The organism is Streptomyces sp. 17_S59, assembly GCF_056930295.1.
The window spans coordinates 3304979-3322170 of the sequence record NZ_JBXOWD010000001.1 but is presented as its reverse complement, the minus strand read 5'-3'; the positions used below and the strand labels follow the sequence as shown (position 1 = coordinate 3322170).

12 protein-coding genes and 5 tRNA genes are annotated in these 17192 nt (G+C 70.4%); 8 read left to right on the top strand and 9 right to left on the bottom strand.

The genetic code is table 11. The annotated features are described in order from the left end of the window. Window positions 1–38: 38 nt before the first annotated feature. Both purF and purM read left to right on the top strand, forming a co-directional pair. Window positions 39–1556, top strand: coding sequence for an amidophosphoribosyltransferase (gene purF, locus AC1Z4A_RS14705; RefSeq protein WP_483679149.1), 1518 nt, complete (start codon window positions 39–41; stop codon window positions 1554–1556). Between the two features lie 53 nt (window positions 1557–1609). Then, complete coding sequence (purM, locus tag AC1Z4A_RS14700) at window positions 1610–2701, top strand: phosphoribosylformylglycinamidine cyclo-ligase (RefSeq protein ID WP_483679148.1); 1092 nt, start codon at window positions 1610–1612, stop codon at window positions 2699–2701. A 195-nt stretch (window positions 2702–2896) separates the two neighbouring features. Here purM and AC1Z4A_RS14695 read toward each other — a convergent pair whose 3' ends face one another. Together AC1Z4A_RS14695 and AC1Z4A_RS14690 are read right to left on the bottom strand one after the other, a co-directional pair. After that, on the bottom strand, window positions 2897–3154 hold the full coding sequence (locus AC1Z4A_RS14695; RefSeq protein WP_483679146.1) for a DUF3073 domain-containing protein: 258 nt from the start codon (window positions 3152–3154) through the stop codon (window positions 2897–2899). 369 nt (window positions 3155–3523) lie between these two features. After that, on the bottom strand, window positions 3524–4636 hold the full coding sequence (locus AC1Z4A_RS14690; RefSeq protein ID WP_483679144.1) for a Leu/Phe/Val dehydrogenase: 1113 nt from the start codon (window positions 4634–4636) through the stop codon (window positions 3524–3526). 206 nt (window positions 4637–4842) lie between these two features. Here AC1Z4A_RS14690 and AC1Z4A_RS14685 point away from each other — a divergent pair, with 206 nt between their 5' ends. Next, a complete protein-coding gene (locus AC1Z4A_RS14685; RefSeq protein ID WP_483679141.1) occupies window positions 4843–5697 on the top strand; it encodes a DUF8083 family protein in 855 nt (284 codons plus the stop codon). A gap of 479 nt (window positions 5698–6176) precedes the next feature. Beyond that, window positions 6177–6383, top strand: a complete 207-nt coding sequence (gene bldC, locus AC1Z4A_RS14680) for a developmental transcriptional regulator BldC (protein ID WP_003949541.1) — start codon at window positions 6177–6179, stop codon at window positions 6381–6383. A gap of 448 nt (window positions 6384–6831) precedes the next feature. Here the strand turns inward: bldC and AC1Z4A_RS14675 are convergent, their stop codons facing one another. The 6 genes from AC1Z4A_RS14675 to AC1Z4A_RS14650 all read right to left on the bottom strand — a co-directional run bounded on the left by AC1Z4A_RS14675 (window position 6832) and on the right by AC1Z4A_RS14650 (window position 11748). Further along, window positions 6832–7071 carry a DUF6274 family protein gene (locus tag AC1Z4A_RS14675; protein WP_483679077.1) on the bottom strand — a complete coding sequence of 80 codons (240 nt, stop codon included), beginning with the start codon at window positions 7069–7071 and terminating at the stop codon, window positions 6832–6834. Between the two features lie 106 nt (window positions 7072–7177). Beyond that, window positions 7178–7252 (bottom strand) — tRNA-Asp (locus AC1Z4A_RS14670). A gap of 109 nt (window positions 7253–7361) precedes the next feature. Continuing rightward, entirely contained in the window at window positions 7362–11306 is a 3945-nt protein-coding gene (hrpA, locus tag AC1Z4A_RS14665) for an ATP-dependent RNA helicase HrpA (protein ID WP_483679075.1), read from the bottom strand. Between the two features lie 158 nt (window positions 11307–11464). Then, a tRNA-Phe gene (locus AC1Z4A_RS14660) sits at window positions 11465–11538 on the bottom strand. 23 nt (window positions 11539–11561) lie between these two features. Continuing rightward, window positions 11562–11636: transfer RNA gene (locus AC1Z4A_RS14655), tRNA-Asp, on the bottom strand. A 39-nt stretch (window positions 11637–11675) separates the two neighbouring features. Then, window positions 11676–11748, bottom strand: a tRNA-Glu gene (locus AC1Z4A_RS14650). Between the two features lie 138 nt (window positions 11749–11886). Between AC1Z4A_RS14650 and AC1Z4A_RS14645 the strand changes: the two genes are divergently transcribed. The 4 genes from AC1Z4A_RS14645 to AC1Z4A_RS14630 all read left to right on the top strand — a co-directional run bounded on the left by AC1Z4A_RS14645 (window position 11887) and on the right by AC1Z4A_RS14630 (window position 15702). Continuing rightward, window positions 11887–12237, top strand: coding sequence for a metallopeptidase family protein (locus AC1Z4A_RS14645; RefSeq protein WP_483679073.1), 351 nt, complete (start codon window positions 11887–11889; stop codon window positions 12235–12237). A gap of 201 nt (window positions 12238–12438) precedes the next feature. Beyond that, window positions 12439–12975 (top strand): hypothetical protein, encoded by a 537-nt coding sequence (locus AC1Z4A_RS14640; RefSeq protein ID WP_483679072.1) that lies wholly within the window; start codon window positions 12439–12441, stop codon window positions 12973–12975. A 241-nt stretch (window positions 12976–13216) separates the two neighbouring features. Beyond that, window positions 13217–15484, top strand: coding sequence for a DEAD/DEAH box helicase (locus tag AC1Z4A_RS14635; RefSeq protein ID WP_483679071.1), 2268 nt, complete (start codon window positions 13217–13219; stop codon window positions 15482–15484). Between the two features lie 145 nt (window positions 15485–15629). Next, a tRNA-Lys gene (locus AC1Z4A_RS14630) sits at window positions 15630–15702 on the top strand. Window positions 15703–15995: 293 nt separating this feature from the next. On the opposite strand, the gene tuf is transcribed toward AC1Z4A_RS14630, so the two are convergent. Continuing rightward, complete coding sequence (gene tuf / locus AC1Z4A_RS14625) at window positions 15996–17189, bottom strand: elongation factor Tu (protein ID WP_483679070.1); 1194 nt, start codon at window positions 17187–17189, stop codon at window positions 15996–15998. Window positions 17190–17192 lie beyond the last annotated feature (3 nt).

The following is a 17192-nucleotide window of genomic DNA, read 5'->3' as shown; positions in this document are numbered from 1 at the left end:
GGTTCGGATGAACCTCATCCCTGCCATAGACTCAAGGTGTGCCTCGTGGTGACGGACGACTCAACCACGACCTGCTTCCCGGCGAAAAGGGCCCCCAGGACGCTTGTGGCGTCTTCGGTGTCTGGGCTCCGGGTGAAGAGGTCGCAAAACTCACCTATTTCGGGCTGTATGCGCTGCAGCACCGTGGACAGGAGTCCGCGGGCATCGCGGTGAGCAACGGCTCCCAGATCCTCGTTTTCAAGGACATGGGACTGGTGTCCCAGGTCTTCGACGAAACTTCCCTGGGCTCTCTCCAGGGCCATATCGCGGTCGGTCACGCCCGCTACTCCACCACCGGAGCCTCGGTGTGGGAGAACGCGCAGCCGACCTTCCGCGCGACCGCCAACGGCTCCATCGCGCTGGGCCACAACGGCAACCTGGTCAACACGGCCGAGCTGGCCGAGCTGGTCGCCGCCCTCCCCCGGGAGAACGGCCGGGCCACCCAGGTCGCGGCGACCAACGACACCGACCTGGTCACCGCCCTGCTCGCGGGCCAGACGGACGACGACGGCAAGCCGCTCACGGTCGAGCAGGCCGCCGCCAAGGTCCTGCCGGTCGTCAAGGGCGCCTTCTCCCTCGTGTTCATGGACGAGCACACGCTCTATGCCGCCCGTGACCCGCAGGGCATCCGCCCGCTGGTGCTGGGCCGCCTGGAGCGCGGCTGGGTGGTGGCCTCCGAGACGGCCGCCCTCGACATCTGCGGCGCCTCCTTCGTCCGCGAGATCGAGCCCGGCGAGATGATCGCCATCGATGAGGACGGGCTGCGTACCTCCCGCTTCGCCGAGGCGAAGCCGCGCGGCTGCATCTTCGAGTACGTGTACCTCGCCCGCCCCGACACCGACATCGCGGGCCGCAACGTCTACCTCTCCCGCGTGGAGATGGGCCGCCGGCTGGCCGCCGAGGCCCCGGTGGACGCCGACCTGGTGATAGCGACCCCGGAGTCCGGCACGCCCGCCGCCGTGGGCTACGCCGAGGCCAGCGGCATCCCGTACGGCACGGGCCTGGTCAAGAACAGCTACGTCGGCCGGACCTTCATCCAGCCCAGCCAGACCATCCGCCAGCTCGGCATCCGGCTCAAGCTCAACCCGCTCAAGGAAGTGATCAGGGGCAAGCGCCTGGTGGTCGTCGACGACTCGATCGTCCGCGGCAACACCCAGCGCGCGCTCGTCCGGATGCTCCGCGAGGCCGGTGCGGCCGAGGTCCACGTGCGGATCTCCTCCCCGCCCGTGAAGTGGCCGTGCTTCTTCGGCATCGACTTCGCCACCCGCGCCGAGCTGATCGCCAACGGCATGACGGTCGAGGAGATCGGCAAGTCGCTGGGCGCGGACTCCCTCGCCTACATCTCCCTCGACGGCATGATCGAGGCGACCACCATCGCCAAGCCCAACCTCTGCCGGGCGTGCTTCGACGGCGAGTACCCGATGGAGCTGCCCGATCCCCAGCTGCTCGGCAAGCAGCTGCTGGAGACGGAGCTGGCCGGCGGCGCCGATGCCGCCGATGCCCTGCGCCGCCCGTGACGGCCTGCAGCCCCGTAGTCCCCGTAGTTACGAACGACACGAAAGATCTCAAGATGTCCTCAGCGTCCTCTGAGACTGCCAGTGCCGAAGGCGGCGCCAGCTACGCAAGCGCGGGCGTCGACATCGAGGCGGGCGACCGCGCCGTCGAGCTGATGAAGGAGTGGGTCAAGAAGGCCACCCGCCCCGAGGTCGTCGGTGGCCTCGGCGGTTTCGCCGGCCTCTTCGACGCCAGTGCCCTCAAGCGTTACGAGCGCCCGCTGCTCGCCTCCGCGACGGACGGCGTCGGCACCAAGGTCGACATCGCCCGCCGCATGGGCGTCTACGACACCATCGGCCACGACCTCGTCGGCATGGTCGTCGACGACCTGGTGGTCTGCGGCGCCGAGCCGCTGTTCATGACCGACTACATCTGCGTCGGCAAGGTCTACCCGGACCGCGTCGCCGCCATCGTCAAGGGCATCGCCGAGGGCTGCGTCCTCGCGGGCTGCGCCCTGGTCGGCGGGGAGACCGCCGAGCACCCGGGCCTGCTCGGCGCGGACGAGTTCGATGTGGCCGGCGCCGGTACGGGCGTGGTCGAGGCCGACCGGCTGCTGGGCGCGGATCGCATCCGCAAGGGTGACGCGGTCATCGCGATGGCCTCGTCCGGACTTCACTCGAATGGGTACTCGCTGGTTCGCCATGTGCTCTTCGACCGGGCCGGCTGGGAGCTGGACCGGGAGGTTCCGGAGTTCGGCCGCACCCTGGGCGAGGAGCTGCTGGAGCCGACGAGGATCTACTCGCTGGACTGCCTGGCCCTCACCCGTACGGCGGAGGTGCACGCCTTCTCGCACATCACCGGCGGCGGGCTGGCCAACAACCTGGCCCGGGTGATCCCGGACGGGCTGCACGCGGCCGTCGACCGCTCGACCTGGGCGCCGGGCGCGGTCTTCGACCTGGTGGGGAAGCTCGGCGGCGTCGAGCGGCTCGAGCTGGAGAAGACCCTGAACATGGGCGTCGGCATGATGGCCGTCGTGCCGCAGGAGTCCGTGGACGTGGCGCTGGCGACCTTCGCCGACCGGGGCGTGGACGCCTGGGTCGCGGGGGAGATCACCGAGCGCGGCGGGCACGCCGAGGCCGTGGCCTTGAACGGTGACTACGCGAGCTGATCGAGGGGGGTCCGGTTGTGGGCAGGCGTTCCGCAGGGCGGAACGGGTGGGCACAACCGGACCACCGGCCCGCACCCGCACGACGGCCTCAGCTACGCGCAGCGACCTGCACGGCCCAGCTCAGCGCCAGCGTGCACGCAGCACAGAACCCGGCCCGGGGCGAAGCCCCGGACCGGGTCGGTGAAAGTCAACGCGTCAAGCGCGGCGACGGTACGCGGACTGGTCGGAGACCTGCTCGTCCTCGTCCTCGTCCTCGTTGTAACGCGCCGCGTACTGAGCGTACGGGTCGTCCTCCAGCTCGTCCTCGAGCGGCTCGCTGTTCGGCGGCTGCTTCGTCGACGGCTGCGTTGCGCCCAGCTCATTGGCCAGACGTGAGAGGTCGGTCCCGCCGCTGTTGTACTTCAGCTGGCGGGCGACCTTTGTCTGCTTGGCCTTGGCCCGGCCGCGCCCCATGGCTCGACCCCCTCATTGACGGGGCTCGACGGCCCCAGAGTCTTGACACGCGTTCACGTTCATGAGTCAGAGCGGACCCCTGTGGGAGGGTGTCCGGCCTGTAGAGCTTCAACGGTACCTGCTTCCGCGGCCATACGGTACGTCGCCCGCATGACGTGCCACGCAGCCGGGCCCGCAAGGGGCCCAGTACTCGCTGGTCAGCTGCGATTTTAACGTGTCCTGGACGCCGACCCGCCGAGGGGTGGTGAGAGATCTCTCGTTCACCACCTCCCGGCGGTGCGTCTGTGGGGACCGCTGTGCGGATGCCGTGCACCCGCCCGGGTGACACAACGGCCGGGCGGGTTGACGGAAGGTGACCGTCGTGACGGATTACCGGGGGGCCGGGACCACCGCCCTGGCCTCGGCCATGCGCTGCTCGGCGAGCCGGTCGGCCGCGGCGGCCGGCGGGATGCCGTCCGCCTTCGCCCGCTCGAATATGGCCAAAGTGGTGTCGAAGATCTTGGTCGCCTTGGCCTTCGCCCGGTCGAAGTCGAAACCGTGCAGCTCGTCGGCGACCTGGATCACACCACCCGCGTTCACCAGGTAGTCGGGGGCGTAGAGGATGCCCCGGTCGGCCAGGTCCTTCTCGACGCCGGGGTGGGCGAGCTGGTTGTTCGCGGCGCCGCAGACCACGGTCGCGGTCAGCGCGGCCACCGTCCCGTCGTTCAGGGCGCCGCCCAGCGCGCAGGGGGCGTAGACGTCCAGCGGGGTGCGGACCAGCACGTCCGCGTCGGCGACCGCGGTGACCTGCGGGTGCCGGGCGGTGATCCGCGCGACGGCCTCGGCCCGCACGTCCGTGATCACGACCTCCGCGCCGTCCTCGACGAGGTGCTGGACGAGGTGGTGGCCCACCTTCCCGACGCCCGCGATGCCCACCCGGCGGCCGCGCAGCGTCGGCTCGCCCCACTGGGTCTGCGCGGCGGCCCGCATGCCCTGGAAGACGCCGAAGGCGGTGAGCACCGAGGAGTCGCCGGCCCCGCCGTTCTCGGGGGAGCGGCCGGTGGTCCAGCGGTTCTCGCGGGCGATGACGTCCATGTCCTGGACGTAGGTGCCGACGTCGCAGGCGGTGACGTAGCGGCCGCCGAGGGAGGCCACGAAGCGACCGTAGGCAAGCAGCAGCTGTTCGGTCTTGATCGAATCGGGATCGCCGATGATCACGGCCTTTCCGCCACCGTGGTCGAGGCCCGCCAGGGCGTTCTTGTACGACATGCCGCGCGACAGGTTCAGCGCGTCCAGCACCGCCTCCTCCTCGGAGGGGTACGGGTAGAAGCGGGTACCGCCGAGGGCCGGGCCCAGGGCGGTGGAGTGGAGGGCGATGACGGCCTTGAGGCCGGTCTCGCGGTCCTGGCAGAGCACGACCTGCTCGTGGCCGCCCTGGTCCGATCGGAACAGGGTCTGCAGCACGCCGTCGGCGGCGCCGGTGGTGGGACGTACGTCAGTCACGGTGGTGACTCCATATGTCGCGGAGGTCGCCCTCCCGGGGGTGGTGGAGGGCCGGTTGCCCAAGAGGGTAAGACCTGCCGGGCCCGCTGACCGGTCCCGTGCCGAGGATCACTCTCCCGTGCTCCGGCGCCATGGGACGATTTGGACAGGGCGGGGAGGGGCGGCCGCAACTCCCCGGTGGAGTCCTCCTGCTTGAGGGAGCGAGCGTGGGCCTGGCGTCGTCGGTGACCGTCCCGTACGCGGCATACCTGCGGGTCTACGAGCCGCTGGGCGCGTTCCCCGAGCCCGAGCGCACGCACTGGGCCCGCTACGCCCGCCGGGAGGACCTCCCCGGGGCTCAGGACGAACTCCGACGCTCGCTGGCGGACTTGCTGCCCACCCCGCCCGTGCCCGTGCCGGTGCACGAGAGCGCCGACGCGTTCGTCGCGGTCGTGGACGGCGTCGTGTGCGTCTGCCCCTGGCGGACCCGGCTGCGCGGCTGGCTGGCGCTGGAGGAGCTGGCCGAGCGCTTCCCGGCGCCGGTGCTGGACGCGGTGCTGCCGCCGGTGGTGCGCCGCCAGGCCGAGGCGGACTACGCCCGCTGGCTGGAGCGGAACCCGGACGCCCGGCCGTGGATCAGGACCGCCACCTGGCAGGTCCCGCTGCGCTGGTTCGTGCTCTTCTCCGACGAGGAGCGCGAGTACGGCAAGGGGGACGCCGCCCGCCCGGGCACGGAGCCGCTGCTGCTGCGCTACCGGACGCCGATGGTCCAGGCCCGGCGCAGGGTGGCCCGCGGGCTGCGTACACTCCGGGACGCCATCGAGGAGGGTCCGCTGATCGACGGACTGGTGGAGGTGGGCAAGTGGCTGGAAGAGTTCCACCCGCGCTCGCTGGTGGAGCTGGACTACGGCGGACTTGTGCATATGGTTCCGGAGGCACAGCTGGCCGAGGACCACTCCGCGGCCGACACCGCGGAGGGGCTGGCCGCGCTGCGGGCCGGTGACGGTGCGCGGGCGGGGGCGGCCTACGAGCGGCTGACGGAGCGTTGGCGGACCATCAGGGACCGGCAGTTCGCGAACTGAGGGTCGCCCGGACGGGTGGTGCCGGGACCTAGGTCCTGATCCGGGCTATTGCGGCAACCGTGACCTATCGCACTTACGTCAGGTCTTGCGCCCATCACCAATCCTCGTGGCAAAATAGGACAAGGAGTCCGGGAAGGGCTCCTTCCGCCCAAGTAAGGGCGGATAGATCGGTATTGCACTCCTTGGCGGGCCTGGTGACCCCTGATCTCTTTGATCCCGCTGTGACTGATCGTCACGGTGGCGTGACTGTCCGCTATGGCATGGTGAGTCGGCTTCCGTCGAGGTTGAACACCTGAGAGGGCAATTCCATCGGTTTGGCCGACGTGGCTGGACAGATGGTGTAGTTGTAGTGCCGAGGACAAGCCGTTCGTCCTATAACCGACTCGGCCCGCGTCCGCCATTTCGGGCAACGTGGGTCAAGGTGCAGAATTTAGAGGAAAGAACCGACGCGATGTTCGGTTCTCCCGAGGAGGCCGCTCATGACCGCTCGCACCCCTGATGCCGAGCCGCTGCTGACCCCGGCTGAGGTTGCCACGATGTTCCGCGTTGACCCCAAGACGGTCACCCGCTGGGCCAAGGCAGGCAAGCTCACGTCCATCCGTACGCTCGGAGGACACCGGCGTTACCGCGAGGCAGAGGTCCGCGCACTGCTGGCGGGTATTCCGCAGCAGCGCAGCGAGGCCTGAACAACCGAATAACCGGGTGATTTCCGGGGCCCCCAACCCGGCGACCGCCCAAGCAGAGCTCAACAGCTCCACAAGCAGCAAACGACGGGATGCCTGCCCCAACAGGCGTCGAGCCCACCGACTTGGGCGAGTGTCGTCGATCGCGCTGGACTCCGCCGGGTCCAGCGCGATCTTTTTATGCCCGGCGGCGGTCCGGGCGGCCGGCCTGCCGGTCGCACCCGGGCGGTCCGGGGTGGCGCCGGCGCGGGCTTCGGGCCGTCCTCCGGGACGGTGCAATTGCACATATTAAATTGACTGGGCGTAGGGAGGGGGTAAGTTCCCTCACTCCGGCAAGACTTTCGGTGAGCCCCGTCACAGTGCAACGTGCTTGTCGCTCAGCGTGCCCGTGGGGTAAAGGGCTTGCGCGGCCGTAGCGGCGGCCGACTGCCGCCCCGCCGACCGGCGTTGCTCACCTCGCCGGGGCTCCCTCGCCCGGTGCGGCGCCCCGGCGGCGCTCCCGGAGCGCGGGGAACGGCTGCACCTCGCCCCCGGCCTCCTGGACGAGGCGCAGGAGCCGGTGACAGACCGCGCAGTGCCGGGTCAGGTGCCGGTAGCCGACCGCGGCGGAGAGGTGGGCACGCAGCAGCGCCCGCGTCTCATGCCGGATGCTCTCGGTCCGCTTGTCGTCGGTCCGGGTGGTCGTCGTCATGAAGCGCAGCACCTCCCACTGACTGGGTACCCCTGGCACGTGTCGCAGTCAAGGTGCATGCGCGAAGGCCCGGATCCGTTAACCGGATCCGGGCCTTCGTTCACTGCGGTCCTGACGGGATTTGAACCCGCGGCCTCCACCTTGACAGGGTGGCGAGCACTCCAAACTGCTCCACAGGACCTTGCTTGCTTTCCCGCTCTCGCGGGGCTGCGAAGCAAGACTCTACAGCAGGTCAGGGGGTGCGGTCGAACTCGATCGACGAGACCTGGAGCACACCCCCCCGCCACCCGCTAGGGCGCCAGCTGGTCGATGGCCTTCACGATCCGCTTGTCCGAGACCGGGTAGGCCGTGCCGAGCGCGTGGGCGAAGTAGCTCACCCGGAGTTCCTCGATCATCCAGCGGATCTCCAGGGCCTCCTGGGGCACCGGACGCCCCTTGGGGAACTGCTCCAGCAGCCACGCGTACTCGTCCTGCATCTCGTGCACCTTCGCCATGCGGGACCGGTCCCGCTCGGCGTTGGTGGGCAGCTGGGTGAGCCGCCGGTCCACGGCCACGAGGTAGCGCAGCAGGTCCGGGAGCCGGCGGACGCCGTGGGCGGTGACGAAGCCCGGCTTGATCAGTCCGGCCAGCTGCTCCTTGACGTCGGTGAGGGACGGCACCAGCACCAGGCTGGTGGTCGCCTTCAGCCGGCGCTCGCACGCCTGCCAGGCGGCCAGCACCTCCTGCACCCTGCGGATCGCGTCCAGCGTCGCGTCCACGATGTCGGCGCGCACCGCGTCGAAGAGTTTGCGGAAGGACTCCTCGTCCCAGGCCGGGCCGCCGTGCGCCGCGATCAGCTTGTCCGCCGCGCCGGAGACGCAGTCCTCGAAGAGGGCCTGCACCGAGCCGTGCGGATTCCGCGACAGGGCGAGCTTCTGCTGGTTGCCGAGCTTGTCCTGGGCGAATTTCGCCGGGTTGGACGGCAGGTTGAGCAGGATGAGCCGGCGGGTGCCGCGCCACATCGCCTCACGCTGCTCCGGCTCGGTGTCGAAGAGCCGTACGGCGACGGACGCGCCCTCGTCGACGAGCGCCGGGTACGCCTTGACGGGCTGGCCCGCGCGCCGCGTCTCGAAGGTGCGGGGCAGAGTGCCGACGGTCCACTGGGTCAGCCCCGAGCGCTGCTCGGGCCCGGCCGTGCCGGACGACTCGGCGGCCTTCTCGAAGGCCTTGGTGATCGCGGCCTGCGTCTTCGGCTTGAGCCGGAGCCGCAGCGCCTCCAGGTCCTTGTCCTCGGCGATCTTGCGCTTGCGCTCGTCGACCACCCGGAAGGTGATCTTCAGGTGGTCCGGGACCTTGCCCAGGTCGAAGTCCTCGGCCTCCATCCGCACGGCCGTCATCCGGTGCAGCCCGCGGGCCAGGGCGGCCGTCAGGGGCTCCTGGAGGGGTACCGCACCGTCCAGGAACCGCTGGGCGAAGTTCGGCGCCGGGACGCAGTTGCGGCGGATCGGCTTGGGGAGCGACCGGATCAGCTCCGTGACCAGGTCCTCGCGCAGCCCGGGGATCTGCCAGTCGAAGCCCTCGGCGGAGACCTGGTTGAGCACCTGGAGCGGGATGTGGACGGTCACACCGTCCGCGTCCGCACCCGGCTCGAACTGGTACGTCACCTTGAACTTCAGCCGGCCCTGCCGCCAGGAGTCCGGGTAGTCGGCCTTGGTGACCGCCTCGGCGTTCTCGTTGATGAGCATGGAGTGCTCGAAATTGAGCAACTCCGGCTCTTCGCGTCGCTTGTGCTTCCACCAGGAGTCGAAATGCGCCCCGGAAACGACGTGTTCGGGCAGCCGCTGGTCGTAGAAGTCGAAGAGCGTCTCGTCGTCGACCAGGATGTCCCGGCGCCGCGCCCGGTGTTCCAGCTCCTCGACCTCGCCGAGCAGCTTGCGGTTGTCGTGGAAGAACTGATGGTGCGTCCGCCAGTCGCCCTCGACGAGCGCATTGCGGATGAACAGCTCACGGCTGGTCTCCGGGTCGATCCGCCCGTAGTTGACCTTCCGCTGCGTCACGATCGGCACGCCGTAGAGCGTCACCCGCTCGTAGGCCATCACCGCCGCCTGCTTCTGCTCCCAGTGCGGCTCGCTGTACGTGCGCTTCACCAGGTGCTGCGCGAGCGGCTCGATCCACTCCGGGTCGATACGGGCGTTGACGCGCGCCCACAGCCGGGAGGTCTCCACCAGCTCCGCCGACATCACCCAGCGCGGCGGCTTCTTGAACAGCGCCGACCCGGGGAAGACCGCGAACTTGGCGCTCCGCGCTCCCACGAACTCGTTGTTCTTCTCGGTGTCCTTGAGCCCGATGTGCGACAGCAGACCGGCCAGCAGCGACTGGTGCACGCGCTCCGGCGCGGCCTCCTCCTCGGCGAGGTGGATGCCCATGGTCTTGGCGACCGTACGCAGCTGGTAGTAGATGTCCTGCCACTCGCGTATGCGCAGGTAGTTCAGGAACTCCGACTTGCACATGCGGCGGAAGGCGGAGGACGACAGCGTCTTCTGCTGCTCGCGGATGTAGCGCCAGAGGTTGAGGAAGGCGAGGAAGTCGCTCGTCTCGTCCTTGAACCGGGCATGCTGCTGATCGGCCTGCGCCTGCTTGTCCGAGGGCCGCTCGCGCGGGTCCTGGATCGACAGCGCGGCCGCGATGACCATGACCTCGCGGACGCAGCCGTTGCGGTCGGCCTCCAGCACCATCCGGGCCAGCCGGGGGTCCACGGGCAGCTGCGAGAGCTTGCGGCCCAGCGGGGTGAGCCGCTTCTTCGGATCCTTCTGCTGGGGGTCGATCGCCCCCAGCTCCTGGAGCAGGTCGACGCCGTCCTTGATGTTGCGCCGGTCCGGCGGGTCGATGAAGGGGAACTTCTCGATGTCGCCGAGCCCGGCCGCCGTCATCTGCAGGATGACCGACGCCAGGTTCGTCCGGAGGATCTCGGCGTCCGTGAACTCCGGCCGCGCGAGGAAGTCGTCCTCCGAGTACAGCCGGATGCAGATGCCGTCGCTGGTACGGCCGCAGCGGCCCTTGCGCTGGTTGGCGCTGGCCTGCGAGACCGGCTCGATCGGCAGCCGCTGGACCTTGGTGCGGTGGCTGTAGCGGGAGATGCGGGCGAAGCCGGGGTCGATCACGTACTTGATGCCGGGGACGGTCAGGGACGTCTCGGCGACGTTCGTGGCGAGGACGATCCGGCGCCCGGTGTGCCGCTGGAAGACGCGGTGCTGCTCGGCGTGGGACAGGCGTGCGTAGAGCGGCAGGACCTCGGTGAACCTGTACTTGCGCTTCTCCAGCGCGTCCGCCGTGTCCCGGATCTCCCGCTCGCCGGAGAGGAAGACCAGGATGTCCCCGGGGCCCTCCTTCTGCAGCTCGTCGACGGCCTCGCAGATCGCGGTGATCTGGTCGCGGTCGGAGTCGTCCCCGCCCTCCTCCAGCAGCGGGCGGTAGCGGACCTCCACCGGGTACGTACGGCCCGAGACCTCGATGATGGGCGCGTCGCCGAAGTGGCGGGAGAAGCGCTCGGGGTCGATCGTCGCGGAGGTGATGACGACCTTGAGGTCGGGGCGCCGGGGGAGCAGCCGGGCGAGGTAGCCCAGCAGGAAGTCGATGTTGAGGCTGCGCTCGTGGGCCTCGTCGATGATGATCGTGTCGTACTGGCGCAGCTCGCGGTCCGTCTGGATCTCGGCGAGCAGGATGCCGTCGGTCATCAGCTTGACCATGGTGGTGCCGCCGACCTGGTCGGTGAAGCGGACCTTCCAGCCGACCGCCTCGCCCAGCGGCGTCCGCAGCTCCTCGGCCACCCGCTCGGCCACCGTGCGGGCGGCGATCCGGCGGGGCTGGGTGTGCCCGATGAGGCCCCGGACGCCCCGGCCCAGCTCCATGCAGATCTTGGGGATCTGGGTGGTCTTGCCGGAGCCGGTCTCACCGGCGACGATCACGACCTGGTGGTCGCGTATCGCCTCGAGGATGGTGTCCTTCTTCTGGCTGACCGGCAACTGCTCCGGATAGCTCACCACGGGCGCGGCGGCGCGCCGGTCCGCGACGCGCAGCTCGGCGGTGCCGACCTCCGCCGCGATCTCGGCCAGCACGGCCTCGCGGGCCTCGGGCTTGCGGATGCGGCGCGCACCGTCGAGCCGCCGCCCCAGCCGCTGCGCATCGCGCAGCATCAGCTCGGGCAGGCGGGCGGCGAGGCCGTCGAAGGTGGCGGGGGCGGCAGGCTGCGTAGACATACGGGGTCCAGGATCGCACCACGCGCCACGAAGCGGCGAACGCATTTGAGGGCTGTGGCGCCCTCGCCCTCCGGCGGGCGGGGCGGGTCCGGCGGTGCCGAACCGGGCGTGCCCGGGAAAAACACTGAGCCCCCCGTCCGAGGACGGGGGGCTCACCGTGGCTGGGGCCGGGGTCGAACCGGCGACCTTCCGCTTTTCAGGCGGACGCTCGTACCAACTGAGCTACCCAGCCACGCGATCTTCGAGAGATCGCAGCGGTCCTGACGGGATTTGAACCCGCGGCCTCCACCTTGACAGGGTGGCGAGCACTCCAAACTGCTCCACAGGACCAAGCTGTGTGCGAGCACTAGTCTCGCACAGGGTATTGCGTGCCCCCAACGGGATTCGAACCCGTGCTACCGCCTTGAAAGGGCGGCGTCCTGGGCCACTAGACGATGAGGGCTGTATGGCCCACCTTGTCGCTTCGCAGCGCCTCGGGGACGTGAGAAGCATATGGGATGCAGGGAGGGATCGCCAAAACGGTTTGCCGGAGGCCCTCGCCCGGCCCGCCCGGAAGGCCCCGGTGCCGGACAATGGCCGCGTGCTGGAGATGACGCGCGAGGACTTCGAGGAACTGGTCGCCGAGGGCCTGGACCGGATCCCGCAGGAGCTGACACGGCTGATGGACAACGTCGCCGTGTTCGTCGAGGACGAGCCGCCGGCGAGCGACCCGGAGCTGCTCGGGCTCTACGAGGGCACGCCGCTGACCGAGCGCGGCGAGTGGTACGCCGGGGTGCTGCCGGACCGGATCACGATCTACCGGGGACCGACGCTGCGAATGTGCGCCACGCGGGACGAGGTCGTGGCCGAGGTCGAGGTGACCGTCGTGCACGAGGTCGCCCACCACTTCGGCATCGACGACGCGCGACTGCACGCGCTCGGCTACGGGTGAGGCACCGCCGGGACACCCCCAGGGCGGGGCCGGTGACCGGTGACGGGCGGTGGCTGACCGCTGCGGAGTGGTGTGCGACCGGGTCGGTCCACGGATGACCGATGGCTGACCGGCGGCCGCCCGGCGTGTCCTGGGCGGGGCGGGGTCAGTTGGGCAGGTCGCCTGTTCCCCTGCACGAGCACTCCTAAGGCGGTCCCTCCCATGCGCGCAAGGTCAGCGCACGCGGCATCCACCAGCCGCATTCCGGCGGTCACCCGTATCGCGGCCGTGGCCGTCGTCACCCTCGCCCTCGGCGGGTGCATGAGCGTGAGCGACCCGGGACGGCCCGCTCCCTCGGGCTCGGGCCGGCAGCGCGAGACCGGGGCGCAGCCGGACGGTGGGCTGCAGCTGCCGGGCGGCCGCGTGGGCCGGGCGGCGGACGGGAAGGCGGCCAAGGGCGGCGCGAGCGGGAGCCCGGCGGTCAAGGGCGGGCACGGGGAGAGCGCCTCGGCCTCGCCGTCCGCCGACGCCGGGGCCTCGCCCTCGGCCGGACGCGCGGGCAAGCCGAGCGCGCAGCCGAAGCCGCCGAACGGCGGCGGGCCGGGCACCTCGGCGGCGCCGGGCAGGCCCTCGGCCTCGCCGCGCCCGCCCGCCCAGTCGTCCAGCGCGCCGGCCCAGCCGTCGTCGCCCTCGCAGACGCCGGGCTCGCCCTCCCCGCCGGCACCGCAGCCCGGACCCCAGGCGGGCTCGGCTTCCTAGAGCGCGTCCTGGAGCGCATCCTGGTGAATGTGGCGCGGGCCATGCGGGACCGGCTTGCGCTGCCGGGGTCGGAGTGCGTATGGTGGTAGATCGTTTGATCCCATTTGCCCGGCGCCTGACAGAAGCGCGCCGTGTGGCGCGTTCCTTACCTTGCCGTGGCTGACCGCATCGAGGCGGTCATTTGTGAAGCCGACACGGAGCTTGGGCGCGTGCCGAAACTCCGGAAGGTTTCGCATTTCGCATGTCCATTTCCACTGAGCAGACCGTCATGCCCGCCGCCGACGAGATGATCGTCGACGCTGCCGAGGCTGCCGCCGTCACCGAGTCCGTCGACACCGTCGAGTCCGCCGAGACCGTCTCCGAGCCTGCCGCGCCGGAGATCACCTTCGGTGACCTGGGCCTGGACGACGCGATCGTCCGCAAGCTCGCCCAGAACGGCGTGACCACCCCCTTCCCGATCCAGGCCGCGACCATCCCGGACGCCCTGGCCGGCAAGGACATCCTCGGCCGTGGCCGCACCGGCTCCGGCAAGACCCTCTCCTTCGGCCTGCCGCTGCTGTCCACCCTGGCCGGCGGCCACACCGAGAAGAAGCGCCCCCGCGGCCTGATCCTCACCCCGACCCGCGAGCTGGCGATGCAGGTCGCCGACGCCCTCCAGCCGTACGGTGACGTGCTCGGCCTGAAGATGAAGGTTGTCTGCGGCGGTACGTCCATGGGCAACCAGATCTACGCCCTGGAGCGCGGCGTCGACATCCTCGTCGCCACCCCGGGCCGCCTGCGCGACATCATCGACCGCGGCGCCGCCTCGCTCGACAAGGTCCAGGTCGCCGTCCTCGACGAGGCCGACCAGATGGCCGACATGGGCTTCCTGCCCGAGGTCACCGAGATCCTCGACCAGGTGCCGACCGGCGGCCAGCGCCTGCTGTTCTCCGCGACGCTCGAGAACGAGATCGACACCCTGGTCAAGCGCTACCTGGTCGACCCGATCACGCACGAGGTCGACCCCTCCGCCGGTGCCGTCACGACCATGACCCACCACGTCCTCGTCGTGAAGCCGAAGGACAAGGCGCCGGTCACGGCCGCCATCGCCGCCCGCAAGGGCCGCACCATCATCTTCGTCCGCACCCAGATGGGCGCCGACCGCGTCGCGGAGCAGCTGCTCGACGCCGGTGTCCGCGCGGACGCGCTGCACGGCGGCATGACCCAGGGCGCCCGTACCCGCGTCCTGGAGGACTTCAAGGGCGGCCGTGTGAACGTCCTGGTCGCCACCGACGTCGCCGCCCGCGGCATCCACGTCGACGGCATCGACCTGGTCCTGAACGTCGACCCGGCCGGTGACCACAAGGACTACCTGCACCGCTCGGGCCGCACCGCCCGCGCCGGCCAGTCCGGCACGGTCGTCTCCCTGGCCCTGCCGCACCAGCGCAAGCAGATCTTCCGCCTGATGGAGGACGCGGGCGTCGACGCCTCGCGCCACATCGTCGGCGGTGCCGGCGCCTTCGACGAGGACGTCGCCCGCATCACGGGTGCCCGCTGCCTGACCGAGGTCCAGGCCGACTCCGCGGCCAACGCCGCCAAGCAGGCCGAGCGTGACCTGCAGGACCTGACCCGCCAGCTCGAGCGCGCCCAGCGCCGTGCGACGGAGCTGCGCGAGGAGGCCGACCGCCTGCTCGCCCGCGCCGCCCGCGAGCGCGGCGAGGACCCCGAGGCCGCGGTGGCCGCCGCCGCCGAGGAGGCCCAGGCCGAGGCCGCTGCCGCCGCGAAGGCGGAGGAGGAGCGCGCCGCCGCCCAGGCCGTCCCGGCCCAGCGCACCGCGCCCGCGAACGAGCGCCGCGACGAGCGGGGCAACTTCGACCGCCGCGGCGGCGACCGCGGTGGCTTCCGTCGTGACGACCGCGAGGACCGCGGTGGCGACCGTGGCGGCTTCCGCCGCGACGACCGTCGCGATGACCGTGGTGGCTTCCGTCGTGACGACCGTCCGTCCGGTGGTTTCCGTCGTGACGACCGCGAGGGCGGTTTCCGTCGCGACGACCGTCGTGACGACCGCGGTGGCTTCCGTCGCGAGGACCGCGGCGGCGACCGTGGTGGCTTCCGTCGTGACGACCGTCCGACCGGCGGCTTCCGCCGCGACGACCGTCGCGATGACCGTGGTGGCTTCCGTCGTGACGACCGCCCGTCCGGTGGCTTCCGTCGTGACGACCGCGAGGACCGCGGCGGCGACCGCGGTGGTTTCCGTCGTGACGACCGTGGCGGCGACCGTGGTGGCTTCCGTCGTGACGACCGTCCGACCGGCGGCTTCCGCCGCGACGACCGTCCCTCCGGCGGCTACCGCTCGGCCGGCGGCGACCGTCCGTTCAACCGCGACCGCCGCGACGACCACCGTCCCTCGGGCGGCGGCTTCCGCTCCGGCAGCAGCGACCGCCCGTACGGCCGTCGTGACGACCACCGCGGTGGGAACTCCTCCTTCGACCGCCGCGCCGACAAGCCGCGCTGGAAGCGCAACGGCTGATAGCAACGGCTGATACACACAGCTGATCTGAGGGCCCGTACGGCGTTTCGACGCCGTACGGGCCCTCGCGCATCGCACCCTGTGCGACCACTTGAGCCATAAGGACTCGGGCTCCGGCGGTCGGCCGGGCTATGCTGCGGTGTGCGGGCCGTTAGCTCAATTGGCAGAGCAGTGGACTTTTAATCCATTGGTTGTGGGTTCGAGTCCCACACGGCCTACCGCCCGGGGCCCGGGCCGGATCCGTTCCGGCCCGGGCCTCTTCGTGTCCCGGGTGTCTCTGCGGGGTCTCTCCGGCCGTGCCGGGAGCGTGTACGGGCGCCGGTGTCGCGGTATCGCGCCCCGGTTCCCCCGGTCTTCCCTCCGCCACGCCACGCCGTCCGGGATCCGGTCGGTGTCCGGGGGCGGGCGATAGCGTGTCGGTCGGGAGCGGGGCCGCCGGTTGGGCTCCAGGGTCCTCTGGCCAGCGGCCGGTGCCGCCCCGTTCCCGCCTCTTGCGCGCGTCCTGCGCGCCCTACGCGGTGATCTTCGTGACCTGACCCGCGCCGACCGTGCGGCCGCCCTCGCGAATGGCGAACTTCAGGCCCTCCTCCATCGCGATCGGCTGGATCAGCTTGACCGACATCGTCGTGTTGTCGCCCGGCATGACCATCTCCTTGTCCTCGGGGAGGGTCACGACGCCGGTCACGTCGGTCGTGCGGAAGTAGAACTGCGGGCGGTAGTTGTTGAAGAAGGGCGTGTGCCGGCCGCCCTCGTCCTTGGAGAGGATGTAGGCCTGCCCCTCGAACTCGGTGTGCGGGGTGACCGTGCCGGGCTTGATGATGCACTGGCCGCGCTCGACGTCCTCGCGCTTGATGCCGCGGAGCAGCAGGCCGACGTTCTCGCCCGCCTGGCCCTCGTCGAGGAGCTTGCGGAACATCTCGATGCCGGTGACCGTCGTGGTCGTCTTCTCCGGGTGGATGCCGATGATGTCGACGGTCTCGTTGACGCGGAGGACACCGCGCTCGATGCGGCCGGTCACGACCGTGCCGCGGCCGGTGATGGTGAAGACGTCCTCGATCGGCATCAGGAACGGCTTGTCGACGTCACGCTTGGGCTCCGGGATGGCCTCGTCCACCGCCTTCATGAGCTCCAGGACGGACTTGCCCCACTTCTCGTCGCCTTCCAGCGCCTTGAGCGCCGAGACCTTGACGACCGGGGTGTTGTCGCCGTCGAACTCGTACTCGTTGAGCAGCTCCCGGACCTCCAGCTCGACGAGTTCCAGGATCTCCTCGTCGTCCACCATGTCGGCCTTGTTGAGCGCGACGACGATGTAGGGGACGCCGACCTGGCGGGCCAGGAGGACGTGCTCCTTGGTCTGCGGCATCGGACCGTCGGTCGCGGCGACCACGAGGATCGCGCCGTCCATCTGGGCGGCACCGGTGATCATGTTCTTGATGTAGTCCGCGTGGCCCGGGCAGTCGACGTGCGCATAGTGCCGGTTCTCGGTCTGGTACTCGACGTGGGCGATCGAGATGGTGATGCCGCGCTGGCGCTCCTCGGGCGCCTTGTCGATGTTCTCGAACGCCGAGACCTCGTTGAGGTCCGGGTACGCGTCGTGGAGCACCTTGGTGATCGCCGCGGTGAGCGTCGTCTTGCCGTGGTCGATGTGACCGATGGTGCCGATGTTGACGTGCGGTTTCGTCCGCTCGAACTTCGCCTTCGCCACTTG